This is a genomic window from Corynebacterium sp. HMSC055A01 (genome assembly GCF_001809405.1).
GTDB classification, from domain to species: domain Bacteria; phylum Actinomycetota; class Actinomycetes; order Mycobacteriales; family Mycobacteriaceae; genus Corynebacterium; species Corynebacterium hesseae.
Window position 1 is genome coordinate 96,838 of sequence record NZ_KV797591.1, and the last position, 22,701, is coordinate 119,538.

Here is a 22,701-nt window from a genome sequence, read left to right on the forward strand (position 1 = left end):
ACGACGCTGTTAATTCACGCAGCGCGGGCCGTCGCCGCCGGCGTCGATTTCCGGTGCCACCTCCGCGGTACCGAAGTCATCGCCCGGAGTACCCACCTGCTGGGTGTCGCCGCCTTCGCTCGTCTCGGCGGAAGCCTCCTCTTCCTGCGCGGAGTCATCCTTCGGGCCAGAGTAATCATCCGTAGCCACCACGATGAAGGTATCCGGCTCGAGCTCCTCGTTGGCCGTGACCGGCAGGCCGCCGAGCTGCTCAGCCAAGGCCTGGGCGCGCTCATCGTTGGCATCCGCGGCCACAATCTGGGACTCGGTATACAGGCCCGACTGCGCGTTGGCGGTGCGCTCAACGGTGTAGCCCACGTTCTTCAACCACGCACCGATTCCGCCGGCCATGCCGTCGACGGTGCCTGCATTCAGGACGTGGAGGTTGAGGTCCTCGGCCACGGGCTTTTCGCCGTCTTCACCTTCCTGGTCGGCTGGGGCATCCTCAGACTTCTTTTCTTCCTCAGCCTTCTCTTGGGATTTGGCCAGATCATCCATGAAGCGATGTACCTCCGCAGTATCGATGGTCACCACCGATTCGCCATAGTCACCCACGCCGGTAATTGAGGTCACCGGGATCGTCGTAAAGGTCACGTTGCCGCCGGCCAGCCCGGCCAGCTGGGTGACAAATCCCATGATGTCCCAGCCATCATCGATGACAACGGAGCGCTCCACGGCATCGGCAATCTTGTTGAGCTTGCCCGGGGACGTCAGCGTTCCCGAATCCAAAACCTGCGAGGTCAGGGATGCCATGTATGCCTGCTGGCGCACGATGCGGTCAAGGTCGCCGCGCGGCAGGTCATAGCGCTGGCGCACGAAGGACAAGCCCTCGGAGCCCTTGAGGGTCTGGCGCCCCTTCGGGAACTTCGCACCGGACATCGGATCATCCACGTCATTGTTGAGGCAGACATCGACGCCCCCGACGGCGTCGGTAAGCAGCACAAAGCCCAAGAGCCCCACCTCAGCGTAGTGATCAACGCTGACATCCGTAAGCGTGCGCACCATCGAGATGAGCCCAGCACGGCCGGCCTCCGTGCTCTCCTTCTCCATCTCCTTCTCCGTGTAGGGAGGCTTCTTACCTGCTGCCTCAGCTTCAGCGTTCTCCTGCTGGAGCTCCTCCATCTTGGCGGACTTGTGGAGCGCGAAGACAGCATTGATCTTGGTGTTTCCGAACTCGCTGTCGTGGACATAGGTATCGCGCGGGATAGACACGGCAGTCGCGCGCGAGCCGTCGTTCGGAATACGGATCACCATGATGGTGTCCGTGTTTTCCTCACCTTCGTCCACGCCGGCATGCAGATCTGCCAGCTCCTGTTCGGAAAGCGGATTCCCCTTGGCATCGGTGCGGGAGTCCTTGCCCACGAGCAGGATATCGACCGCGCCATCGAGACTGCTGTCCTTGAAACCACCCTGGTTACCCAGTGCCAGGTTCGACGCAGAGGAGATGTCATTTCCCAGCTTGCCCACGGTGAAGTAACCCACGCCGGAGACCACGAGGACAACGGCGGACAAGAAAGCGACGATGGCTTTCACCGGCGTCGATCCTCGTTGGGCGGTGGGCGCGGACTGCGAGGGCGCGGCCTGGATATGGCGGGCGGCGCGCGGGGAGTTCGGGGAAGTCACGGGACTAGTTTAGGTGAGCTCGCTGCAAAAACGTGAAGCAGTGTCGCGGGCGCGTGCGCGCGTTGGCGTTGGGTACGCTCAGATTCATCGTGAAGAATTTACAGAAACCCCTGGCCGTGGTCACCGTGACCTTTTCTCCTGGCCGTTACCTCAGCGACTTCTTGGCATCGCTGCGCTTGGCGACGTCCCGCCCTACCCTCACCATCCTTGCCGACAACGGCTCGACCGACGGGGTGCCGGAAGCCGCCGCGCGGGAACACGTGGACGTGGAATTCCTCGATACCGGCGGCAACATCGGCTACGGCGCGGGGATGAATGCCGGCGCGCGCTTTGTGCGTGCGCGTGGGGTCGATGACGAATTTTTCCTCATCGCCAACCCGGACGTGACCTTTAGCGAAGGCTCCCTGGATGAGCTGATTGCGTGCGCACGCCGTCACCCGGATGCCGCGGCGGTGGGGCCGCGCATCGTGGAGCCGGACGGCAGTAACTATCCTTCGGCGCGCGCAGTGCCCACGTTGCTCACGGGAATTGGCCATGCGCTGTTCGGAACGATCTGGCCCTCCAACCCGTGGTCGCGCGCCTACCGCGATGACGCCGACATGGACAGCGAGCGCCCCGCCGGCTGGCTATCCGGCTCCTGTCTGTTGGTGCGCTGGGAGGCTTTTGCACAGATTGGCGGCTTTGATGAGCGTTACTTCATGTATTTGGAGGATGTGGACTTAGGTGACCGCTTCGTCCGCGCCGGCTGGCGCAATATCTTCTGCCCCACGGCGGTGATTACCCACGCCAAAGGCCATTCGACGCAGGCGCACCGCGGCGCAATGCTGCGCGCGCACCATGATTCGGCCTATCGCTTCCAGGCGGACAGGCACCCGCACTGGTACCAAGCGCCCCTGCGCGTGGCCTTGTGGCTGGGGCTGCGCGTACGTGGGCTGGTATTAAGCGCGTGCCGCGACGGCTCCTGAGCTAGGTGCGCCTATACACTAACGGTGGCTTATCTGAAAAGAGATTAAGGAACGATATGACTGAATCAGCGCCCCAGTGGGGATCGACGGCCGATGCCGTCATTCTGGTGGGAGGTCGCGGCACTCGCCTGCGCCCGCTGACGATTGGCACACCGAAGCCGATGCTGTCCACGGCCAACTACCCATTCCTTCAGCACCTCCTCGCCCGCATCAAGGACGCGGGGATTGAGCACGTGGTGCTCTCCACCTCCTATAAGGCGGAGGTTTTTGAGGAGTACTTCGGGGACGGCTCAGATCTGGGTCTGGAGATCGAGTACGTCGTGGAGGAAACCGCACTGGGTACGGGCGGCGGTATCCGCAATGTCTACGACAAGCTGCGTCAGGATACGGTCATGGTGTTCAACGGTGACGTTTTGTCCGGTATGGACCTCAACGGCATCCTCGATACTCACCACTCGAAGGATGCCGACGTGACGATGCACCTGCTCAACGTCGCCGATCCCCGCGCGTTTGGCTGCGTCCCGACGGATTCCAACGGGCGGGTGACCGCTTTCTTGGAGAAGACCGAGGATCCGCCGACGAACCAGATTAACGCTGGCTGCTACGTGTTTAAGAAGGATGTTATTGCGACCATCCCGGAGGGCCGTGTGGTTTCCGTGGAGCGCGAGACCTTCCCGCAGCTGCTGGAGTCTGGCCGCCTAGTGGTTGGGCATGTGGACAACTCCTATTGGCGCGACATGGGCCGCCCGGATGATTTCGTCCGTGGTTCTTCCGATCTGGTGCGCGGCATTGCGCATTCACCGTTGCTGGTGGGCCGCACGGGCGAGTCCGTGGTGGATGAGTCCGCGGGTATTGCCGGTGGCGTGCTGTTGCTGTCGGGTACGGCTGTGGGTCGCGGGTCTGTCATTGGGGCGGGTTCGCGTTTGGACGGCACGGTGGTCTTTGACGGCGTGACCATTGAGCCGGGTGCCATCATTAACAACTCCATCATTGCCTCGGGCGCGCACATCGGTGCCAACGCGCATATTGATGGTTGCGTTATTGGTGAAGGCGCCACCATTGGCGCGCGTTGCGAACTGCAGGGCGGCATGCGCGTCTTCCCGGGCGTGAGCATTCCGGACGCTGGCGTGCGTTTCAGCTCCGACGCCTAAGCGCTGCGCCGTAAAAGGAGGAAAAGGCACCGAGGAGGAAGGAACCTTCTCGGTGCTTTCCGTATCTTTTGGGCGTGACGCATGGTTTTCATGGTGCGAATGAGATCCATGTGTTTTGCCCAACTGGGTGGCGACACGCCGAAGCAACCTTAGAATTGTTCACAGGGTTGGGGGTGGCCACTACATGTAGTACCCCCGATGATTGCCCCCTAGATGGGCGATCTGTGACGGATGTGAAAGTTGGGGATGCTGTACAGCGTTTTCGCTGGAGCCGCCGAAAAATCTCTCGCGACAGGTTGACGATATTTAGTGATTCGGTGTGAAATGACATCAGTGTAATCAACGGCACGGCGGGCACGGCACCGAAAAATCTTTTCGGTGTAGGGTCGGTGCCATCGAATTAAGAGAGAAACGACCTCGGAGAAAGGAAGCGGCGTGGACAATACAACGAATAACAGCGCTATTCTCCGTGGCGGTGCTGCTGCAGAGATGTCGCTCGATGAACTCTTTGGTGCCGTCGAGCAGGAGTGGCAAGACCAGGCGCTGTGCGCCCAGACGGATCCAGAAGCATTCTTCCCGGAAAAGGGAGGATCTACCCGCGAGGCTAAGCGTATCTGCCAGGCCTGCGCGGTGCGTGATGAATGCCTCGAGTATGCCTTGGAGCATGACGAGCGCTTCGGTATCTGGGGCGGGCTTTCGGACCGTGAGCGTCGCCGCCTCAAGCGTGAGATTGGTTAGAGCTCAAAGCAGCTACTAACCAGCATCAGTGCTCCCCCTCACTGCACAGTCCTATGTCATTTGGCTCGGGTCTCGGCGGTGAGGGGGAGTAGTGGTTTTAGGGCAGGGGCGCTCTGCACCCCTAGCCTTTACCAAGTAAAACGCGGATCGATATCACCGGGATCGACGTTGAGGTAATTGGCCACCAGAGCGGTTAGCACCGTGGACAGTAGCTCTTCACGCTCCTGCGCGGAGTGCACGCGCTCCTCCACGGGCATGCGGAAAATGACGAGTCGGGCGCGCGTGGGTTGGCCTTCGGAATCCACGCCCGCCGGGACGATGCGCCCGAGCGGAACGGGGCCATCCGCGATGATTTCATCCGGCAACACAGTCATATCAACTGAGAGGCGCATGCGGGGCACGGTATCAACGGCGAGATCGAGTCCGGTGAGCTGTTCGGCAAAGGCATTGTGAATGGGGGAGTAGGCCTCGAGCACGGCCATGTCGAAGCGCTCGGCGCTGCTGCGGTAGCGCGGCGTATTCTGCGGCAACAGCGGCCCGCGGGCACCACGGCCATGGCGGTGGCGGGCCGGGCGAATATGCGGGCGAGGCGTGGTCATGCGGCTTAGTCTAAGCCGCATCGAGGTGGGCTCGCGGCGAGACGCGCCGCGCTGAACTATCTAAATCTCAAGTTAGGGTTTAGACTTGGGCCCGTGAATAGCTCTCGCCATTGCTCCCGCCCCGGCTGCGGCCGTCCCGCCGTGGCGACGTTGACCTATGCCTATGCGCAGCAAACCGCCGTCGTGGGCCCGCTCTCCGAAGAAACCGATCCCCATGCCTGGGATCTGTGCGAAAAGCACAGCGCACGAATTACCGCCCCGCAAGGATGGGAAATGGTGCGCGTTGACCGCATCGAGCTCGATGAGGATGATGACCTTACAGCTCTCGCCGAGGCGGTCCGTGAGGCTGGGCGCGTGACCACTGGCTTGGTGGATGATTCCACTGCTGGTTCCGGCGCCGATCCCATTGACTATTCCGCTACTTTCGACGGCGCGGATCCGCGGAATTCGAACCACCCCGTGTTCCGAACCCGCCGCGTCCACGATGCCCGCCAGCGCCGCCGCGCTCACCTGACGGTGGTTCCGGACGCCGACTAGTTCGTCGCACGCGGATTACCGCGACTGACGGGGGTATGCTTGTGGGCTATGCGAACTCGTGAACAGCTCAATGCAGTGATCAAGGCCTATGACGTCCGTGGCGTCGTGGGTGAGGACATCGACGAAACCCTCGTGCGCGATACTGGCGCGGCCTACGCCGCCATCCTCCGCGGGGAAGGGGAGACCACCGTGGCAGTGGGCCACGACATGCGTCCGTCCTCCCCGCAGCTGGCAGCCGCCTTTGCTGAGGGCGCTGCCGCGCAGGGCCTTGATGTTATCCAGCTCGGCCTCACGTCCACCGATGAGCTGTACTTTGCCGCCGGCCACCTCAATTGCGCGGGCGCTATGTTCACCGCCTCCCACAACCCGGCTAAGTACAACGGCATCAAGCTCTGCCGCGCGGGCGCTGTTCCGGTGGGGCAGGAGACGGGGCTGGAGCAGATCAAGGACATGCTGATCGACGGCACCCCGGCCTTCGACGGTGAGCCGGGCACCGTCACTGAGCGTGAGGTTCTTCCGGACTACGCGGCATTCCTTCGCGGCCTGGTGCCGCTGGAGAACTCCCGCCCACTGGTCGTGGCTGTCGACGCCGCGAATGGCATGGGCGGCCACACCGTCCCGGCGGTCTTTGAGGGCCTGCCTTTCGACGTCCGGGATCTCTACTTTGAGCTCGACGGCACCTTCCCCAACCACGAGGCTAACCCGCTGGATCCGAAGAACCTGGTGGATCTTCAGAAGTTCACCGTCGAACAGAAGGCGGATATCGGCCTTGCTTTCGACGGCGATGCGGATCGCTGCTTCGTGGTGGATGAGAAGGGCCAGCCGGTCTCGCCTTCTGCTATTTGTGCGCTGGTGGCGGAGCGCTACCTGGACAAGTTCCCTGGTGCCACCGTCATCCATAACCTGATTACGTCCAAGACCGTTCCGGAGCTCATCGCGGAGAAGGGCGGCAAGGCCGTGCGTACCCGCGTGGGCCACTCCTTCATCAAGGCCCAGATGGCCAAGGAGAAGGCGGTCTTTGGTGGCGAGCACTCCGCGCACTACTACTTCCAGGAGTTCTGGAATGCGGACTCCGGCATGCTCGCTGCCATGCACGTGCTGGCTGCTCTGGGCGAGCAGGACAAGCCGCTGAGCGAGCTCATGGCGCAGTACTCGCGTTACGAGGCCTCGGGTGAAATCAACTCCACCGTGGATGACCAGAAGGCTACGACGCAGCGCGTGCTCGATGAGTTGGCGGACAAGATTGAGTCCGTCGACGAGCTCGATGGCGTGACCGTACAGCTCAAGGGCACCGATGCCTGGTTCAACGTTCGCGCCTCCAACACCGAGCCGCTGCTGCGCCTCAACGTTGAGGCCAAGACCGCTGACGAGGTGCAGGCCATCGTCGACGAGGTCCTCGGTATCATCCGCGCCTAGCGTGTGACGCACTAATTCCTTGAAGAAAGACTGCCCTATCTGACGATTTTCCCCGCGTTCATTGCGGCGAGAGCGATAACTTCGTCAGATAGGGCAGTTTTAGTTGGTCTGGTTGGGGGCCGTGGGGCGCTCAGCCGTAGAGAGGGGCCGGGCCATGGGGGCTGGGCCGAGTGGCCCAGCCGTGGGTTGGCCCTTAGTCACGCGAGTGGGTGACCATCTCTTCCCACTCGACGAACTTCTTGCGCTCGCGGCCCTCGGCCTCACCCAGTGCGCGCTCGGCGGCGTCGAGCTTCTTCCAGCCCTCCCAGGTCAGGTGCTCCAAGCCTTTGGACTTGAAGAGTTCCACGATGTCCTCCTCGCGGGAGTGGGAGAGGTTGCCCGCATCGGCGTCGGCAAGCAGCATGCCGATGGTCTCCGTGGCATCGGACTTGGTGTTGCCAATGAGCCCGACCGGGCCGCGCTTGATCCAGCCGGTGGTGTAGAGGCCAGGCACGACGTCACCGTCGAGGTCGATGACGTGGCCGCCGTCATTGTTGATGACGTTCTTCTGCTTATTGAAGGGAACGCCCTCGATGGCATCGGAGCGGTACCCCACGGCCAGGTAGACGGCTTGTGCCGGCCACTCGGTGAACTTGCCGGTGCCGGTGACGGAGCCATCGCCGTTGAGGGCAGTGCGCTCGGTCTTTACTGCCGTGACCTTGCCGTTTTCACCGATGAACTCCACCGGCTGTTCGAAGAGGTGGATCTGCAGGGTGTGCGGGGCATCCTTGGGCTCACGGATGGCGTAGCCTTCCAAGGTCTGGCAGACCAGGTCGCAGGACTTGGCCTCTTCGCGGGCCTTGAGGGAGGCCTCGTCGTAGTCGATGTCCTCCGGGTCCACCACCACGTTGATGGTGGGGGAGTGGTCGAGCTCCTTGAGCTCCAGCGGGGTGAACTTAGCCTGTGCCGGACCGCGGCGGCCGAAGACGCGCACGGTGGTGGCCTGATTCTTGGCCAGGGACTCGTAGACGTTATCGGGGATCTCGGTGGCTTCCTTAAGCTCATCGCCGGTCTTGGCCAGGATGCGGGCCACGTCGAGGCCCACGTTGCCCACGCCGATCACGGCGACGTCGGTGGCGGACAGATCCCAGGAGCGCTCGAAGCGCGGGTTGCCGTCGTAGAAGCCGACGAACTCGCCCGCACCATGGATGCCCTCGAGATCGGAGCCCGGGATCTGCATGCCCCGGTCACCAACGGCGCCGGTGGCGAAGACGACGGCGTCGTAGTACTCCTCAAGCTCGGAGACGGTGACATCGCGGCCCACAGTGATGTTGGACAGAAGGCGGATCTGTTCGGTGTCGAGCACTCGGTGCAGGGAGTTAATGATTCCCTTAATGCGCGGGTGGTCCGGAGCCACTCCGTAGCGGATGAGCCCGAAGGGGGCTGGCATCTGCTCGATGAGATCGATCTGAACGTTGCCGCCGGTCTTCTTCACCAGGATGTCGGAGGCGTAGATGCCGGCTGGGCCGGCGCCGATGACGGCTACTTTCAGGGGCTGCTGGGTCATGATGGCCTTTCGGAATGTTGTAGTAACTAACGAAAGCTTAGGTCTAAACAAGCGTGGGTTTCATTGAACCGGCTTGTCTGCTGTAGGGCAACTGGGCCTAATTACATTCGGAGAACATTGTGGCATAAACCCAGCGTGCTTTGCATATTCGGGAGAAAATAAAAAAGACTGCTTTGTCTGTTTTAGCTAGACCGGTAGGTTTTCAGTATCCGACGAAAGGCAGCAGATTATGACCACCGCGACGAAGCGGCCAGCCCGCGCAAAGAAGCCAGAAGGCCAGTGGAAGATTGATGGCACCGCGCCGCTGAACTCCGACGAGGAGATCAAGCAGGCCGACGATGCCCTGGCCGTGCGCCAGCGCGTTATCGATATCTATTCCAAGCAGGGGTTTTCTTCCATCCCCGCCGAGGATCTCGCTCCCCGTTTCAAGTGGTTGGGCCTGTACACCCAGCGCAACCAGAACCTGGGCGGGGAGATGACCTCCAAGCTCAGCAACACCGAGCTGCAGGATGAATACTTCATGATGCGCGTGCGCTTCGACGGCGGCCGCGCCGATCCCGCCAAGTTGCGCGCCGTAGGAGAGATTTCGCGCGACTATGCGCGCTCCACCGCGGACTTTACGGACCGCCAGAACATCCAGCTGCACTGGATCCAGATTGAGGATGTCCCCGCCATTTGGGAGAAACTGCGCTCTGTTGGTTTGGATACCTTGCTGGGCTGCGGCGACGTCCCCCGTGTCATCCTGGGCTCACCGGTAGCGGGAGTGGCTGCTGACGAAATTATCGACGCCACCCCGGCCATCGAGGAGATCAAGAATGACTACCTCCTGCGCGATGAATTCCACAACCTTCCGCGTAAGTTCAAGTCCGCCATCTCCGGCAATGTGCGTCAGGACGTGACCCACGAGATCCAGGATGTCGCCTTCGTTGGTACGGAGCACCCGGAGTATGGCCCAGGCTTCGATTGCTTTGTGGGCGGTGGCCTGTCCACCAACCCGATGCTCTCGCAATCCCTCGGCGCATGGATCCCGCTTGAGCGTGTCCCGGAGGTGTGGGCCGGTGTCGCGCGCATCTTCCGCGATTATGGCTTCCGCCGCAACCGCAACCGCGCGCGCCTCAAATTCCTCGTGGCGCAGTGGGGCATTGAGAAGTTCCGCAGAGTCCTAGAAGAGGAGTATCTGGACGCGCCGCTTCTCGACGGCCTCCCGCTCCCCATCGCACCCGGCAACCGCGATCACGTGGGCGTGCACCGCCAGCAGGACGGCAAGTTCTACGTCGGCGTGAAACCCACCGTGGGGCATGCCACCGGCGAGCAGCTCATCGCCATCGCCGACGTGGCCGAGAAATTCGGAATCACTCGCATCCGCACGACCCCGATGAAGGAGCTGCTCTTCCTCGACGTAGAAGAAGAGGATATCCCCGCCCTGTCCCGTGCCTTGGATGAGACGGGCCTGTACTCACAGCCCTCGGAGTTTCGCCGCGGCGTCATCTCCTGCACCGGCCTGGAGTTTTGTAAGCTCGCGCACGTGACCACCAAGGCCCGCGCCATCGAGCTTGTCGATATCCTGGAAGATACCCTTGGCGACCTTGACGTGCCGCTGTCCATCGCCCTCAACGGCTGCCCTAATGCCTGCGCTCGCTCGCAGGTTTCGGACATTGGGTTGAAGGGACAGATAGTCACTGACTCTGATGGCAATCGCGTTGAAGGCTTCCAAGTTCACCTAGGTGGTGCCCTCGGCCTATCCCCAGACTGGGGGCGCAAGCTGCGCGGGCACAAGGTGGTGGCCGATGAAGTCCCCGACTATGTCATCCGCTTGGTCAATAAATACAAGGAGCAGCGCGAGGACGGCGAGCAGTTCCGCCACTGGGTGCTGCGCGCGGACGAGGAGGACTTGCAATGAATTTCCGCCGCAAGCCCAACCCCAACCGCAACCATCCCGCCTACTGCCCCTATTGCGCTGGGACCAACCTGTTCCCCGATGAAGAAGATGACTTCGCCTGGAAGTGCGAAGAATGCCTCCGCATCTTTTCCGTACGCTTCCACGGCCAAGACGATGCCCCGGTAGCGCCCGCGCTGGCGGTGTCCTCAACGGAGGCTTTGCAGCGCTCCCTCGCTCGCCGCGGCCACTCCACCGCCACCGCCTAGGAAAAGGACACCGCCCAGTCATGACAGCCCCGAATTCCACCACCGCACTGCTGACCCTCTCGCACGGCTCGCGCCATCCCGCGGCCGCAGCGAGCGTGGCGGCCCTGACCCGCGCTGCCGGCGAGCTTGCCGGTGCGCCAGCCACCGCCGCGCACCTCGAGTTCAACGATCCTCCCCTCGAAGAGGCCGCGCACAACCTTGCTGAACAAGGCGTGCGCGAGGCGATTGTTGTGCCCTTGCTTTTTACAGAGGGCTACCACCAGCGCGTCGACGTCCCCGCTGCACTGGCCCAGGCCTCCGCGGCCTCCGGAGTCACCCTCCGCCAAGCACGCGGCCTCGGCACCGGGGAGGATATGGCAAGGCTGCTCGCGCAGCAGGTGCCGGAAGGAACGGATACCGTCGTGGTGTACTCCGTCGGTTCCTCCGATGAGCGTGCTAATGCTGCGGTAGCTGATCTGGCGCGGCGCGTGGGCGAGCTCACCGGCTGCGCGGCGGAGGTCTCTTTTGCTACGCGCGGCGAGCGCCGGCCCGTGGGGCCGGAGGGGAATCAGGAAGTCGTCGTGCCGCTCTTCGTGAGCCCAGGACTGCTCCTAGACCGACTCGACACGGATTCCGGGGATGGCGGCGGCCAGTCTAGGTGTGTGCTCCCGCCCCTGGGGGAGGCGCTCGCCGGAATTGTGTCGCACCGCTATGCGGAGGTGGCCCATGCGTAGCCTCATCCTCATCGCGCTGGCGGGTGCTGCCGCGCAGCTTGTCGACGGCGGCATCGGCATGGGCTTTGGCGTAACTTCCACGACCATCCTGCTGCTGGCTGGTCTGGGCCCAGCAACGGCCTCCGCCGTGGTACACACCTCGGAGCTCGGCACCACCCTGGTCTCCGGAATCAGCCACTGGCGCTTCGGCAACGTGCACTGGCCCACCGTGCTCAAGCTCGGTGTGCCGGGAGGCCTGTCTGCCTTCGTCGGGGCGACGGTTCTGTCCAACCTCTCACTGGAAGCAGCCGCGCCCGTAACCTCCGCCATCCTCATCGTCTTGGGCATCAACCTGGTCTGGCGCTTTTCGCGAACGCGCAGCGCCGCACCGCGAGAATCCCGGCCGCATTCGACTCCTTTCCTCGCCGGCCTCGGAGTGCTGGGAGGCTTCGTCGACGCCTCGGGTGGCGGCGGATGGGGCCCGATTTCCACCTCGACACTGTTGGCGGTCGGCCGCGAACAACCGCGGCGCATTGTCGGCACCGTCAACACCGCAGAATTCCTTGTTACCTTTGGCGCGACGGCAGGCTTCATCGTTGGCCTCTGGGAAGAAATCGTGGCCAACGCTGCCGCGGTCGTGGCCCTGCTTATCGGCGGGGCGATCACTGCGCCGGTTGCGGCGTGGCTCATTTCCCGCATCAATCCCACACTCCTCGGTGGATTCGTCGGAACTGCCATCGTGGCGCTCAACATCCCCAAAGCTTTGGGGTGGGCCCTGCAGCACCCGCAGACTCTCATCGTGCAGTCCATCGCGTTCGTTCTGGGCGTGGCGGTGACCGTGTGGGGAAATGCCCGCCGTGCGCGCCGCGCTAGCGGCAAGGAAAACGAGCACAGCGGTTCCAGCACCGCGCCCCAGCGGGGCGGCAGCCGCGTTGTCGAAACCACGGAGCCGACCGGACGCGATGGCTTTCCGGCCGGCACTCCAGCGGAGGACTCAGAACCCGTCGGAGTGAGCTCGCCGCGATCCTAGGAACGTGCCGTATTGGCGTTGACTAGAGTCCGGCGACCTTGCCGATAACGATGACCGCTGGGGGAGCCACCGAGTTCTCCTCCATGGTTGCGCCTAGCTCGGCGAGTTCGCAGTGGAAGGCCCGCTCACCATCGAGGGAGCCCTCCTGGATGATGTGCACGGGGGTGTGGGGGGAAAGGGAGGCGTCGATCAGCGCGGTGGCAATGGCCGCCGCGTTCTTCACACCCATGATGACCGAAAGCGTGGCCCCAGACCGCGCGAGTGCTGCCCAATCCACCAAGGACTTGGGGTGGCCTGGCGGCAGGTGCCCGGAGACTACAGTGAAGGCATGGACGACGCCACGGTGGGTCACCGGCGTTCCTGCCAGCGCGGGGACGGCCACAGCCGACGTCACGCCGGGGATGACCTCCACCGGGAGACCCGCGGCGGTAAGGGCGGTGAGCTCTTCGAAGCCGCGACCAAATACATAAGGATCGCCGCCCTTCAGACGCACCACGCGGCGGCCTGCCCGGGCGTGCTCGATGAGAATCTCGTTGATACGCTCCTGGGCCACTTGGGCGCGGTAGGGGATCTTGGAGACGTCGATAAGCTCCTTGGCGTCAACATCACACAGCTTATCCAGCTGGGCGGTGGGGCCGAGGTGATCAGCCACGATGACCTCGGCTTCCTGCAGCGCCCGCATGCCGCGCACGGTGATGAGATCCCACGCGCCAGGGCCGCCGCCGACAAGGACTACCGGATGAATGCTCATGGCCACTCATCCTAGCTATGCTCGGGCCTATGACTTTCTATGACCCCGAATCCGTGAGCTTCTTCGACATCGCCCACGAAGGTGCCCAAGCTCGCGTGGTGGCCGCCGCCGTACCGGAGCTGGCTCGCGTGTTGGGTGGGCTGCGCCCGCGCAGTATCGTCGTCCTTGCCGCGGACCAGGTTTCCCGCGCCGCTGCCCACGTTGCCGTGGGCCTAGCCGAGCCCGCTGAGGTTCCCATCATGGTCAGCGAATCGCTGCCGCTCTTTGTCGGTGCCCTCGACGTCGTGGTGGTGGCGGGGGATAGCCCATGGGCAGAGCGCGCGCTGCACGACGCCGCGCGCCGAGGGGCGTCGACGATTCTGCTGAATGAGATCGAGGATGCTCCCGAGGACACCGTCGTCATCGACACCCTTCCCACGGCCGAAGGGATTTCACCGGTGCGCGCCATCACGGCAGTGCATGCGGTGAGCGCGGTGTTAAGCGAAGACCCGGTGTTGGTCTCCCGCCGGTTGGAGGACGTTGCCGATGCCGTGGACCGCGAGCTGGAAGCGCTGTCACCGCAGCGCGATTCCACGACGAACCCCGGGCGCGCGTTGCGTGAATTTGTGGAAGGCGGACGAATCATCCACAGCTGTGGACCCGATCCCTATGCGTTCTCGGAGGAGCGCACGCGGGTGCACCTCGACGCTCTCGTTGCCCGCATGGCGGGCACGCTGTGGGCAGTCCATGGGCTAGGCGGGACCGTCGTCGACGCGGAAGGCTTAGGGCCGATTCTGCAGACAAATCCGACGGACATCTTCTATGACCCGTTTGAATCGGAAGAGCCTTTGGTACCCTTGAAAATTGTTTTATGGGGACAGGAAGAGGCGAACCTTCCCCACTCGTTCGCAGCGGCGAGCGCCGATACCTCCTGTGGGGAATTGGCCCGCGCGCTGCAGTTGATTACGCGCAGTTATGCCGCGACCGCCTACGACGTGAAATAGAGGAAGTCAATGAAGTTGCTCACCAGTGCTGCCCGCAATTACTCGTGGGGCTCGCGCACGCTGATTCCGACGCTGCTCGGCGAGCCCGAGGCTCAAAGCCCGGTTGCTGAGCTGTGGTTTGGTGCGCACCCGGCGGATCCCTCAACGATTGAGGGAGAAAAGCTGGATGAGATCATCGCGGCGGATCCGCAAGGCCAGCTGGGGCAGCGGGTGGCTGACAAGTATGGCGCCGGCCTTCCCTTCTTGCTGAAGATTTTGGCGGCTGCAGAGCCGCTGTCGCTGCAGGCGCACCCTTCGAAGCAGCAGGCCGAGGAAGGTTTCGCCCGCGAGAACGCGGCGGGAATCGACCTCACGGCGTCAAACCGCAACTACAAGGATGACAACCACAAGCCAGAGCTCATCGTGGCGCTCACGGAGTTCTACGCCATGGCGGGTTTCCGTCCGCTAGCGCAGACCCGCAGCCTCTTTGCGGCCTTGGACTGCGAAGAACTGGCTCACTACGAGGGCATGCTCGACACCGATCCTGCCGCTGAAGGCGACAGCCTCCGCGCGCTGTTTACCACGTGGATTACGATCCCGGGTGCCAAGCGCAAGGAGCTGATCAGCGCGGTGGTAGCGGCGGGCGAGCGCCTGCGCGGCAACCAGGCGGGCGAGCCGTGGATGGCCACCGTGATGGCAACCGTGGCCAAGCTCAACGAGCAATATCCGGGGGATATCGGCGTGTTGGGCGCGTTGCTGCTCAATCACATCGTCCTGCAGCCGGGGGAGGCGATTTACCTTGACGCTGGGCAGCTGCATGCCTATGTCTCTGGCCTGGGTGTAGAGATCATGGCTAACTCCGATAACGTGCTGCGCGGTGGCCTGACCCCGAAGTTTGTTGACGTCCCCGAGCTGGTTAAAGTCCTCACCTACCAGGCGGCAGAAGATCCGCGCGTGGACCTGAAAGACGCAGCCGAGACAGGAGGCATAAAGGGTGCAGAGGCATGGTCCTACCCAGTGCCGATTGAGGAGTTCCTGCTGGATCGCGTCGAGCTTTCTGGTGAGGAGAGCGTCGAGGTCGACAGCGATGGCCCCATGATTGTGTTGTGCACCTCCGGCTCGGTGGCACTGAGCAATGCCGAGGCAGAAAACGTCAGCCTTGGCGCGGGTCACGCGGCGTGGATTCCCGCTAGCGACCCGGCCGCCATCGTTCGTTCCACCGGTGGCGAAGACGCCGAGGTGTTTATCGCCCGCGTTTAGTCTGCGGCTGTTTCGTTAACTCTGCTGCCGTTGAGTTAACGGCGCGGGTATTAGGCGGACTGCGTCAATGCTGATGCGGCGGTAGTTTCGCCGTTGTCGGCTAAATGAGCAGCGGTGGGGGTCGCTGCGGAAGGCTCTTCCGCCGCGGGAGCATCATCCGTCGGCGCGGCGGGAGTCGGGGCGGCCTCGTTGGTGCGGTAAGCCGCGGATTCGCGCTCCACTGCTTCCACTACATCGGCGCCTTGTACCTCGCCGCCCTGTGGAGCGGCATCGATAGGCTCGCCCTGTTGCGCTTTCGGCTCCGCATCAGGCGCGGGCGCGTTCTGAGTGAACCCGGCGGGGTGCGGGATGAAGGAGCCAAGCGGTTCAGGAACTCCAGTGTTCTGCGAGGGCGTAGGTTCCTTGGGTTGCGGCTGCTCAGCGGGCTGGTTGCCGTCCTGGTCCTCCACTGGGCCCTCTTGCGGCACGGCGGTCTGAGATTCCGGCGTGGCCGACGGCTGAGTGGGCTCGGAGCTTTGCTGAGGAGTACCCGGAATCGGTGTTTCGGAGGCCGGAGTAGAGCCGTCCGTTGGCGGCACGGCAGGGGCCGTGCTGACCGGCGCCTGCGGGTACGGATTGTTCGGAGTTGCCTGCGGCTGCTGGTTCTGCAGTGAGGAAACATTGTCCGGGCGGTAGACGGCCGTGGGGCCAACCGGCTCCGTGCGGTTCACCACGGCATTCGGTGCCAGGTAGGGATCCTCCGCCGGCGCGGCGACATTAGTTTTCGATTGCTTCGGTTGCGTGGATGTCGGGGCAGCCGTGGTGGTATAGGAATGCGTTGTCGAGGGAGCGGAAGACGCGGTGCTCGACACGGCGGTGGCAGCGGAGGGCTTAGACACGACGGATTCGGGCGCGCTCATGCGCCACACTGCGACGCCTACGGCGACGGCACAGAGGAGGCCGGCCGCGACAAAGACCAAGATGCGGCGTGAACTGCTCGTCATGCGGGGTGCTCTCCTTCCTGCACAAAAGCCTGCGTAAATGTCACAAGTCGGTAACAACGATAACACGAATCCGGAGATAGTAAATGGCCTGGGCAAAATTCCCCGTTTAGGCGTGGCATAGGGCAGTGGGCGAAATGCAGCATATGGAGGAGGACAGGAGGAGAGGCAGTCGGAAGACGGCACGGAGCGATGTGACCGTAATAAAACCGCGCTCTTGACCGAAGCCTTGCATGAGGGCATCTAAAGAATGGTAGAAATTGGATTAGATACCGGCTGCGCGGAGCGCCCGCCCGCGAAGCTGCACCGGCCCACCGTGGATACACGAACGCGGATAAAAACACAGACCCCTAATTCACTTAAGGATGAAGGAGAAAGCAATGAGCTCATGGGATGAGGACATCTTCGCCGACGAGGTCAACGTCGACTTCCTGGATGAACTGGCAGACCTTGAGGATGAAGAAATCGTTGCCGCGGTAGATGATGCCTGCGCGCTTGCGGTCTCGGGCGAAGAACAGACCGAGGAGGAGCAGCGTAACGCCTTGGCGGCGGCCACGATAGCCGCGATCTGGGCAGGCGCCCCGTTCAGCGCCGGAGAAGTCGTCGAAGACTATCCCTTCATCCGGGATCTCGCCGGATCCGGCAGCGAAAACCTCAACGAACATGCCCTGGAGTTGCTCGAAGAGGTCGAGGAAGACTACGACCTCGAGCCCTTCATCGAGGCCTTGTCCTAACGGCAGCACTAGGTACACGCTAGATATAACAGCATGCTGATCAGTATTGAAGGAATCGATGGCGCGGGTAAAAACACCATTACCCAGCGCCTGCGGGAAGAACTAGCCTGCGATGTCGAAGTCTTGAGCTTTCCCCGCTACGAAGAGTCCATCCATGCGCAGCTCGCGCAGGAGGCCCTGTATGGGCGTATGGGGGATCTGACCGATTCGGTCTATGGAATGGCTACGCTCTTTGCGCTGGATCGGCACGGAGCCAAAGAGCAGCTCCTTGCCGCCGCTGAGTCCACGGATAGCCTGCTCATCTTGGATCGCTATGTGGCGTCCAACGCTGCGTATTCCGCCGCGCGGGTCGGCGGTGAGCTCATCGTCGATTGGATCTATGAGCTCGAGTTTGAACGCTTCGGCCTGCCGGTGCCGCAGCTGCAGATCTTTTTGGATACCGACGTCGCCCTTGCCGGTCAGCGTGCCGTGGCCCGTGCAGCAGAGGATGAAGGGCGCAACCGCGACCGCTATGAGCGCGATGCCGCGTTGCAGTCTCGCACGGCGGCCGCCTACCGTCGCTTAGCAGAGCAGCAGTGGGCAGGGCGGTGGATCGCCACCGCGGATGCCGATATGATTATCCAAGCTGTCAAGGAGCTTGTAGGAGAACAATAAAGTGGCACCGAAAATCTTGGTCGTGGATGATGACCCGGCAATCGCCGAAATGCTCACCATCGTGCTCGAGGCAGAAGGGCTGGAGCCTATTGCCGTTAACGATGGAAATGAGGCGATCCCGGCCTTCCGCGAGCATGACCCGGATCTGATCCTGTTGGATCTCATGCTTCCGGGCATGAATGGCGTGGATATTTGCCGCGCCATTCGTACTGAGTCCTCGGTGCCCATCGTCATGCTGACGGCGAAGACAGACACCGTTGATGTGGTTCTCGGCCTCGAATCGGGTGCGGATGATTACATCACCAAGCCCTTCAAGCCGAAGGAGCTCATCGCCCGTATCCGCGCGCGCCTGCGTCGAATCGATGGGGGCACGGGAGAAATTATTGAGGTGGGGGACCTGCTTATCGACGTCCCCGAGCACACCGTTACCCGCAAGGGCGGCGAGGAAATCTCGCTGACTCCGCTGGAGTTCGACCTTCTTCTGGAGATGGCGCGCAAGCCCGGCCAGGTGCATACTCGCGAGGCGCTGCTTGAATCTGTCTGGGGTTACCGCCACGCATCCGATACGCGCCTTGTCAACGTGCACGTCCAGCGCCTGCGCGCGAAGATTGAGCACGACCCCGAGGATCCGCGTATCGTCCTCACCGTGCGCGGCGTGGGGTACAAGACTGGAAAAACCGCCGAGTAAAGGACTGCCGCTATTTTTGGTTGGTTAAGGCGAGTCCGGGATGGCGTCGTCGAGCGCTGGCGCACCTCCCTGCAGACACGTGTCCTGGGCATGATGTTGGTGGCCTCCACGGTGGTCATGATCATCCTGGCCTACGCGCTGGTGTCGGTGCTGACGCAGCAGCTGGTGAGCCAGAAGGAGGACACGGCGCTTCAGGAGCTTGATCGCGCCCGCGTGGCCGTGGAACAGCAGATCGATGCCACCGGTACGGCAAACTCAACGCAGGTGCGCATCAATTCTGCACGCGCCGCCTTGGGCCAATTATCGGCGCAACAACCCGACGCCCAGGCCGTGTATGAACCGGTCATCGTCGTGGAGAATTCCGACGGCACGGCCACAACGTCCCCGGAGGGCTACCGCATCCCCGGCGGGATGCGCGAGCTCGTTGGCCGGGGCCAAGTCGTGCAGCAATACGCCACGGTGGACCAGCAATCGGGAGCAACCTATAACGCGCTGATGGTGGGCACGCCCATTGAAAGCGACATTCCGAATACCCAGGTCTACCTCGTGTTGTCCATGGAATCTGAGGAATCCACGATGGCTCTCATGCGTGGTTTGCTCTCGGCTGCCGGAGTGGTGGTGGTTGTCCTCCTCGTCGGCATCGCCTGGCTGGCAACCCAGCAGGTGATCGTCCCGATTCGCTCCGCCTCGCGCATTGCGCAGCGCTTTGCTGCCGGCCACCTGCGTGAGCGCATGGTGGTCAACTCAGACGATGAAATGGGCCGCCTCGCCTCCTCCTTTAACGACATGGCAGATAAGCTGTCTAAGCAGATCACCCAACTGGAGGAGTATGGCGATCTCCAGCGGCAGTTCACTTCCGACGTGTCCCACGAGCTGCGCACGCCATTGACAACGGTGCGCATGGCGGCGGATGTCATCGCGGAAGATGCGGATGAATTCAACCCTTACACCAAGCGCTCGGCGGAGCTGCTCATCAAGGAGCTGGATCGCTTCGAGGACTTGCTCGCGGACCTGTTGGAGATCTCTCGCCACGATGCCGGCGTGGCTGACCTCTCCACGGCTTCCATCGACATTCGCTCCTGCGTGGACTCCGCGCTGAGCCAAGTGGAGCACCTCGCCTCGGAGCTCGGAGTGGAGGTCGTCCTTCATTTGCCGGAGGAACCCGTCGCCGTGGAATGCGATTCGCGTCGCGTCGAGCGCATCCTGCGCAACCTGCTTGCGAACGCCATCGACCACTCTGAGGGCAATCCCGTCATCGTGGACGTCGGCGCGACTGAGGATGCCGTCGGCATCGCCGTCACCGACTCCGGTGTGGGGCTCAAGGAAGGCCAAGAAGAGCTGGTGTTCAACCGCTTCTGGCGCGCGGATTCTTCGCGCAAGCGCCATTCTGGTGGAACCGGCTTGGGCCTTGCCATCGCTCGCGAGGATGCCGTGCTCCATGGGGGCACGCTCGACGCCATCGGCTACTACGGCGTCGGTTCGCGCTTCCGATTGATCCTTCCACGCACTCCGGGGCAGCAGGTGGAGTCCGAGCCCATTGCTCTGGAAGTGCCGGGGGCACCGAAGCCCATAGAAGCAGAGGAACAATTCGCTCTTGAGCTGAGCGCTGATCCGGAGGCTCCTGCGGTTAAAGCAGAAACGGACAACGGGATTGTGTGGCCCTCCGAGCGTGAGGCCCGCGCCGTGGATCCGCCTTTTAACCAAGACAGCGTGTCCGACTTCGAGGAGGAGGCTCAGCGATGATTCCAGCCCGCTGCCCGCTCGCAGTACTCAGTTGCGTCGCACTCACCGCTCTCGTTGGTTGTTCGACGTTGCCGCATAACACCGATCCGCAGGTGATTAGTACCTTCGAACCGCATGACCGGGCCGACGATGCCGTCGTCGAGCCGCGCGCCGATAGCGAACCTGATTTGCTTGTCCGTGACTTTTATTCGGCCGTGGCGATTCCCACCGGAAACTACGCTGCCGCACGCACCTTCCTTTCCTCTGAGATAGCCAATTCTTGGGACCCTACTGACACCGTTCTCGTGGTGGATTCCATCGATCTGGTGACCTCGAACATGGAGGACGGTGCCCTGGAGTATTCGGTGCGTGGCAATATCATCGGCCGTCTGGCCAACGGCGGGGCCTATGTCCCCGATAACTCGCGTCTTGAGGCGACCGTTCGGCTGCGCCAATTCAATGGGCAATGGCGCATTACGGATCTGCCTACCGGTGCCGTGATTGAGCGCACCGAATTGCGCAATCGCTATCGCCCGCAGTCGCTGTACTTTTTCGATACGACTCAACGCCTGCTTGTGGCGGATCGTCGCTGGCTTTATTCGGGAAAGGATTCGATTGCCTCGGAGCTGGTCACGCTTTTGCTGCAGGGGCCATCTTCCGATATCGCGCCAGCAACCTCCAGCCTGATCCCCAAGGACGCCACCTTCTTGGGAATCAATGATGGAGTCTATGAGTTCAGCGGCATGGCCTCGATGACTCAGGAGGAGCGCCTTAAGTTCGCCGCCCAGCTGGTGTGGACCCTCAACAACGCCGAGATCACGAACTCCGTCCGCGCCACCATCGATGGCAGCCCGCTCGTGGATGGCATGGAGGAGATGACCATTGATGATTTCGCGGAGTTTAACCCCGAGGTAGCCGCCCAATCGGTGCCCAAGCTCTATGCAGTCAACGATGGTTCGCTGCTTGAGGTTAAGGGTGAAGGCAGCGCCGAGGTGCCGGGCATGGCCGGACAGATTCATGACATTCAGTCCGCCGATATCTCCGATGAGGGGATGGTGGCCGCCGTGCGCAAGCGCTCCGAGAAGGAGTCGCAGCTAACGATGGGCGAGCTGGGCCACGAGCTCGAGAATTCGATCAAGGGCGAGACTTTGGCCCGCCCCACTTTTGAGGTGGGCGGCCAGGTGGCGTGGACCGTCGTCGACGGCAAACACGTGGTCCGCGTGACGCGTTCTCCGGCCACCGGAGAGCTGAGCACCGCCGAGGTTGACACCTCCGCGTTGGAGAACGTGGAGGGAGAGATTTCGGTCATCCGTCTGTCACTCACGGGAGCGCGCATCGCCATGATTATCGACGGCAGCGTGTACACCGGCGTGGTTGCCCGCGCGACGTCGGGAGAGCGCCGCATAGTCAACGTCCACCAAGTAGGCCCGGAGCTGACCGGTTCGGCGCTGTCGGTGGAGTGGCAGACGGACGGCTCCCTGCTCGTGGGTACCTCCGCCTCGAACTCTCCGGTGTGGCGCATCGAGCAAGATGGTTCTTCGGCAACAACACTGCCTACCGGAAACATTACCGCGCCCGTGGTGGCGGTGGCGTCCTCACCGTCGACGCACTACGTCACCGATGCGCACGCCCTGTTGCAGCTTCCTGCGGGCGGGTCCGAGCGCTCCTATTGGCGTGAGGTCGAAGGTCTGCAGGGCGTGCGCTCCTCACCCATCATCGCGCGCTAGAGTCGCGCTAGAGTGGGGCGCATGCCGAAAAACCGGGGGATAGGGGAGGCCGCCGCCGCACTTCTGGAACTGTTCCTGCCGCGCCCGTGCGCGGGGTGTGGCGGTGAGACCACCGAAGGCGGGGTGCTGTGCACGGCCTGCCAGGAACACCTTCGACAGGTGCCACGCCGCGTGGAACGCCCGCAACCCCTAGGTTTCCCGGCCTGGGCCCTTGGCCCCTATTCCGATACTCGCCGTGGGGTCATCATCGCTATGAAGGAACGCGGGCACCAGGCGGTGCGAGCTCACCTCGGTGCGGTGTTGGCTGCCGGCATCGAGTACCTGCGCGCACGCGGCGATATTCCGGAGACCGCGCTGCTCGTGCCGGCACCCACACGCGCGTCGTCGGCCCGCCAGCGCGGTGGTGATCCCGTCGCTGCGCTGTGCCAGGCGGCGTCCGCCCGGCTTCCGGGCTGGGACGTGGTCAATGCCTTGAGCACAGCCGAAGGTAGTGCGGACCAGTCGCAGCTCGGCGCGGCGGAACGCGCCGACAATATGCGCAGGGCAGTGCTCTTGCGGCCCTGTGCCCGCGAACTGGTGGGACGCAGTGTGCTGCTTGTCGACGACGTCATCACGACCGGCGCAACTCTTCGCGCCAGCGCCGCTCGCGTGTGGGCCATCGGGGGTGATGTGGCCGGCGCGATTGTGCTGGCAGATGCGTAGGGAGGGGCGTCGCCAAGCATGCGCAGAGGGGGCCACTGAC

General features: G+C 62.9%; 22 protein-coding genes. 17 read left to right on the plus strand and 5 right to left on the minus strand.

What is annotated here, in order from left to right; genetic code table 11:
• Positions 1-9 precede the first annotated feature (9 nt).
• A complete protein-coding gene (locus tag HMPREF2604_RS09715; RefSeq protein WP_210384679.1) occupies positions 10-1,662 on the minus strand; it encodes an LCP family protein in 1,653 nt (550 codons plus the stop codon).
• 89 nt (positions 1,663-1,751) lie between these two features.
• Here HMPREF2604_RS09715 and HMPREF2604_RS09720 point away from each other — a divergent pair, with 89 nt between their 5' ends.
• The 3 genes from HMPREF2604_RS09720 (at position 1,752) to HMPREF2604_RS09730 (ending at position 4,516) form a co-directional block, all read left to right on the plus strand.
• Positions 1,752-2,627 (plus strand): glycosyltransferase family 2 protein, encoded by an 876-nt coding sequence (locus HMPREF2604_RS09720; protein WP_070565257.1) that lies wholly within the window; start codon positions 1,752-1,754, stop codon positions 2,625-2,627.
• Positions 2,628-2,683: 56 nt separating this feature from the next.
• Positions 2,684-3,778 carry a mannose-1-phosphate guanylyltransferase gene (locus HMPREF2604_RS09725; RefSeq protein ID WP_070522520.1) on the plus strand — a complete coding sequence of 365 codons (1,095 nt, stop codon included), beginning with the start codon at positions 2,684-2,686 and terminating at the stop codon, positions 3,776-3,778.
• Between the two features lie 489 nt (positions 3,779-4,267).
• Positions 4,268-4,516 (plus strand): WhiB family transcriptional regulator, encoded by a 249-nt coding sequence (locus tag HMPREF2604_RS09730; RefSeq protein ID WP_005528147.1) that lies wholly within the window; start codon positions 4,268-4,270, stop codon positions 4,514-4,516.
• A 128-nt stretch (positions 4,517-4,644) separates the two neighbouring features.
• Here the strand turns inward: HMPREF2604_RS09730 and HMPREF2604_RS09735 are convergent, their stop codons facing one another.
• A complete protein-coding gene (locus tag HMPREF2604_RS09735; protein WP_070564863.1) occupies positions 4,645-5,115 on the minus strand; it encodes a metallopeptidase family protein in 471 nt (156 codons plus the stop codon).
• Between the two features lie 93 nt (positions 5,116-5,208).
• Between HMPREF2604_RS09735 and HMPREF2604_RS09740 the strand changes: the two genes are divergently transcribed.
• Together HMPREF2604_RS09740 and HMPREF2604_RS09745 are read left to right on the plus strand one after the other, a co-directional pair.
• On the plus strand, positions 5,209-5,652 hold the full coding sequence (locus tag HMPREF2604_RS09740; RefSeq protein WP_083299235.1) for a DUF3499 domain-containing protein: 444 nt from the start codon (positions 5,209-5,211) through the stop codon (positions 5,650-5,652).
• 48 nt (positions 5,653-5,700) lie between these two features.
• Complete coding sequence (locus tag HMPREF2604_RS09745) at positions 5,701-7,068, plus strand: phosphomannomutase/phosphoglucomutase (RefSeq protein ID WP_070530873.1); 1,368 nt, start codon at positions 5,701-5,703, stop codon at positions 7,066-7,068.
• A 193-nt stretch (positions 7,069-7,261) separates the two neighbouring features.
• Here HMPREF2604_RS09745 and HMPREF2604_RS09750 read toward each other — a convergent pair whose 3' ends face one another.
• On the minus strand, positions 7,262-8,614 hold the full coding sequence (locus tag HMPREF2604_RS09750) for an FAD-dependent oxidoreductase (protein WP_070565242.1): 1,353 nt from the start codon (positions 8,612-8,614) through the stop codon (positions 7,262-7,264).
• 229 nt (positions 8,615-8,843) lie between these two features.
• On the opposite strand from HMPREF2604_RS09750, the gene HMPREF2604_RS09755 reads away from it, so the two are divergent.
• The 4 genes from HMPREF2604_RS09755 to HMPREF2604_RS09770 are packed head-to-tail and all read left to right on the plus strand — an operon-like array spanning position 8,844 to position 12,481.
• On the plus strand, positions 8,844-10,514 hold the full coding sequence (locus HMPREF2604_RS09755) for a nitrite/sulfite reductase (protein ID WP_070564870.1): 1,671 nt from the start codon (positions 8,844-8,846) through the stop codon (positions 10,512-10,514).
• Positions 10,511-10,759, plus strand: a complete 249-nt coding sequence (locus HMPREF2604_RS09760; protein WP_070530860.1) for a hypothetical protein — start codon at positions 10,511-10,513, stop codon at positions 10,757-10,759. The genes HMPREF2604_RS09755 and HMPREF2604_RS09760 overlap by 4 nt, the downstream gene beginning before the upstream one ends.
• Before the next feature lie 20 nt (positions 10,760-10,779).
• Positions 10,780-11,472, plus strand: a complete 693-nt coding sequence (locus tag HMPREF2604_RS09765) for a sirohydrochlorin chelatase (RefSeq protein ID WP_070564874.1) — start codon at positions 10,780-10,782, stop codon at positions 11,470-11,472.
• A complete protein-coding gene (locus HMPREF2604_RS09770; RefSeq protein WP_070564878.1) occupies positions 11,465-12,481 on the plus strand; it encodes a sulfite exporter TauE/SafE family protein in 1,017 nt (338 codons plus the stop codon). Before HMPREF2604_RS09765 ends, HMPREF2604_RS09770 begins: the two co-directional genes overlap by 8 nt.
• A gap of 22 nt (positions 12,482-12,503) precedes the next feature.
• Here the strand turns inward: HMPREF2604_RS09770 and cobA are convergent, their stop codons facing one another.
• Positions 12,504-13,232, minus strand: coding sequence for a uroporphyrinogen-III C-methyltransferase (gene cobA / locus HMPREF2604_RS09775; RefSeq protein WP_070564881.1), 729 nt, complete (start codon positions 13,230-13,232; stop codon positions 12,504-12,506).
• A 29-nt stretch (positions 13,233-13,261) separates the two neighbouring features.
• Between cobA and HMPREF2604_RS09780 the strand changes: the two genes are divergently transcribed.
• Together HMPREF2604_RS09780 and manA are read left to right on the plus strand one after the other, a co-directional pair.
• Positions 13,262-14,215 carry an exopolyphosphatase gene (locus HMPREF2604_RS09780; protein WP_246818412.1) on the plus strand — a complete coding sequence of 318 codons (954 nt, stop codon included), beginning with the start codon at positions 13,262-13,264 and terminating at the stop codon, positions 14,213-14,215.
• A gap of 9 nt (positions 14,216-14,224) precedes the next feature.
• Positions 14,225-15,454, plus strand: coding sequence for a mannose-6-phosphate isomerase, class I (gene manA, locus HMPREF2604_RS09785; protein WP_070564891.1), 1,230 nt, complete (start codon positions 14,225-14,227; stop codon positions 15,452-15,454).
• A 50-nt stretch (positions 15,455-15,504) separates the two neighbouring features.
• Here the strand turns inward: manA and HMPREF2604_RS09790 are convergent, their stop codons facing one another.
• Positions 15,505-16,437 (minus strand): DNA-directed RNA polymerase II, encoded by a 933-nt coding sequence (locus tag HMPREF2604_RS09790; protein ID WP_070564893.1) that lies wholly within the window; start codon positions 16,435-16,437, stop codon positions 15,505-15,507.
• Between the two features lie 377 nt (positions 16,438-16,814).
• Here HMPREF2604_RS09790 and HMPREF2604_RS09795 point away from each other — a divergent pair, with 377 nt between their 5' ends.
• From HMPREF2604_RS09795 to HMPREF2604_RS09820, 6 genes are all read left to right on the plus strand, one after another.
• On the plus strand, positions 16,815-17,168 hold the full coding sequence (locus tag HMPREF2604_RS09795; protein ID WP_070522555.1) for a DUF4259 domain-containing protein: 354 nt from the start codon (positions 16,815-16,817) through the stop codon (positions 17,166-17,168).
• 33 nt (positions 17,169-17,201) lie between these two features.
• Complete coding sequence (locus tag HMPREF2604_RS09800) at positions 17,202-17,822, plus strand: dTMP kinase (protein ID WP_070530849.1); 621 nt, start codon at positions 17,202-17,204, stop codon at positions 17,820-17,822.
• A gap of 1 nt (position 17,823) precedes the next feature.
• Positions 17,824-18,510 (plus strand): MtrAB system response regulator MtrA, encoded by a 687-nt coding sequence (gene mtrA, locus HMPREF2604_RS09805; RefSeq protein ID WP_070522560.1) that lies wholly within the window; start codon positions 17,824-17,826, stop codon positions 18,508-18,510.
• Between the two features lie 90 nt (positions 18,511-18,600).
• Positions 18,601-20,253, plus strand: a complete 1,653-nt coding sequence (gene mtrB / locus HMPREF2604_RS09810) for an MtrAB system histidine kinase MtrB (RefSeq protein WP_070522563.1) — start codon at positions 18,601-18,603, stop codon at positions 20,251-20,253.
• Positions 20,250-21,959 carry an MtrAB system accessory lipoprotein LpqB gene (gene lpqB / locus HMPREF2604_RS09815; RefSeq protein WP_070564896.1) on the plus strand — a complete coding sequence of 570 codons (1,710 nt, stop codon included), beginning with the start codon at positions 20,250-20,252 and terminating at the stop codon, positions 21,957-21,959. Before mtrB ends, lpqB begins: the two co-directional genes overlap by 4 nt.
• A gap of 21 nt (positions 21,960-21,980) precedes the next feature.
• On the plus strand, positions 21,981-22,661 hold the full coding sequence (locus tag HMPREF2604_RS09820; RefSeq protein WP_070564899.1) for a ComF family protein: 681 nt from the start codon (positions 21,981-21,983) through the stop codon (positions 22,659-22,661).
• Positions 22,662-22,701: the final 40 nt, after the last annotated feature.

Coding starts and splice junctions, on each gene's coding strand:
- lpqB (WP_070564896.1), top strand. CDS start 20,250: ATGATTCCAGCCCGCTGCCCGCTCGCAGTACTCAGTTGCGTCGCACTC.
- HMPREF2604_RS09730 (WP_005528147.1), top strand. CDS start 4,268: ATGTCGCTCGATGAACTCTTTGGTGCCGTCGAGCAGGAGTGGCAAGAC.
- HMPREF2604_RS09755 (WP_070564870.1), top strand. CDS start 8,844: ATGACCACCGCGACGAAGCGGCCAGCCCGCGCAAAGAAGCCAGAAGGC.
- HMPREF2604_RS09780 (WP_246818412.1), top strand. CDS start 13,262: ATGACTTTCTATGACCCCGAATCCGTGAGCTTCTTCGACATCGCCCAC.
- HMPREF2604_RS09790 (WP_070564893.1), bottom strand. CDS start 16,437: ATGACGAGCAGTTCACGCCGCATCTTGGTCTTTGTCGCGGCCGGCCTC.
- cobA (WP_070564881.1), bottom strand. CDS start 13,232: ATGAGCATTCATCCGGTAGTCCTTGTCGGCGGCGGCCCTGGCGCGTGG.
- manA (WP_070564891.1), top strand. CDS start 14,225: ATGAAGTTGCTCACCAGTGCTGCCCGCAATTACTCGTGGGGCTCGCGC.
- HMPREF2604_RS09745 (WP_070530873.1), top strand. CDS start 5,701: ATGCGAACTCGTGAACAGCTCAATGCAGTGATCAAGGCCTATGACGTC.
- HMPREF2604_RS09795 (WP_070522555.1), top strand. CDS start 16,815: ATGAGCTCATGGGATGAGGACATCTTCGCCGACGAGGTCAACGTCGAC.
- HMPREF2604_RS09820 (WP_070564899.1), top strand. CDS start 21,981: ATGCCGAAAAACCGGGGGATAGGGGAGGCCGCCGCCGCACTTCTGGAA.
- HMPREF2604_RS09760 (WP_070530860.1), top strand. CDS start 10,511: ATGAATTTCCGCCGCAAGCCCAACCCCAACCGCAACCATCCCGCCTAC.
- mtrB (WP_070522563.1), top strand. CDS start 18,601: ATGATGTTGGTGGCCTCCACGGTGGTCATGATCATCCTGGCCTACGCG.
- HMPREF2604_RS09800 (WP_070530849.1), top strand. CDS start 17,202: ATGCTGATCAGTATTGAAGGAATCGATGGCGCGGGTAAAAACACCATT.
- HMPREF2604_RS09725 (WP_070522520.1), top strand. CDS start 2,684: ATGACTGAATCAGCGCCCCAGTGGGGATCGACGGCCGATGCCGTCATT.
- HMPREF2604_RS09765 (WP_070564874.1), top strand. CDS start 10,780: ATGACAGCCCCGAATTCCACCACCGCACTGCTGACCCTCTCGCACGGC.
- HMPREF2604_RS09750 (WP_070565242.1), bottom strand. CDS start 8,614: ATGACCCAGCAGCCCCTGAAAGTAGCCGTCATCGGCGCCGGCCCAGCC.
- HMPREF2604_RS09735 (WP_070564863.1), bottom strand. CDS start 5,115: ATGACCACGCCTCGCCCGCATATTCGCCCGGCCCGCCACCGCCATGGC.
- HMPREF2604_RS09770 (WP_070564878.1), top strand. CDS start 11,465: ATGCGTAGCCTCATCCTCATCGCGCTGGCGGGTGCTGCCGCGCAGCTT.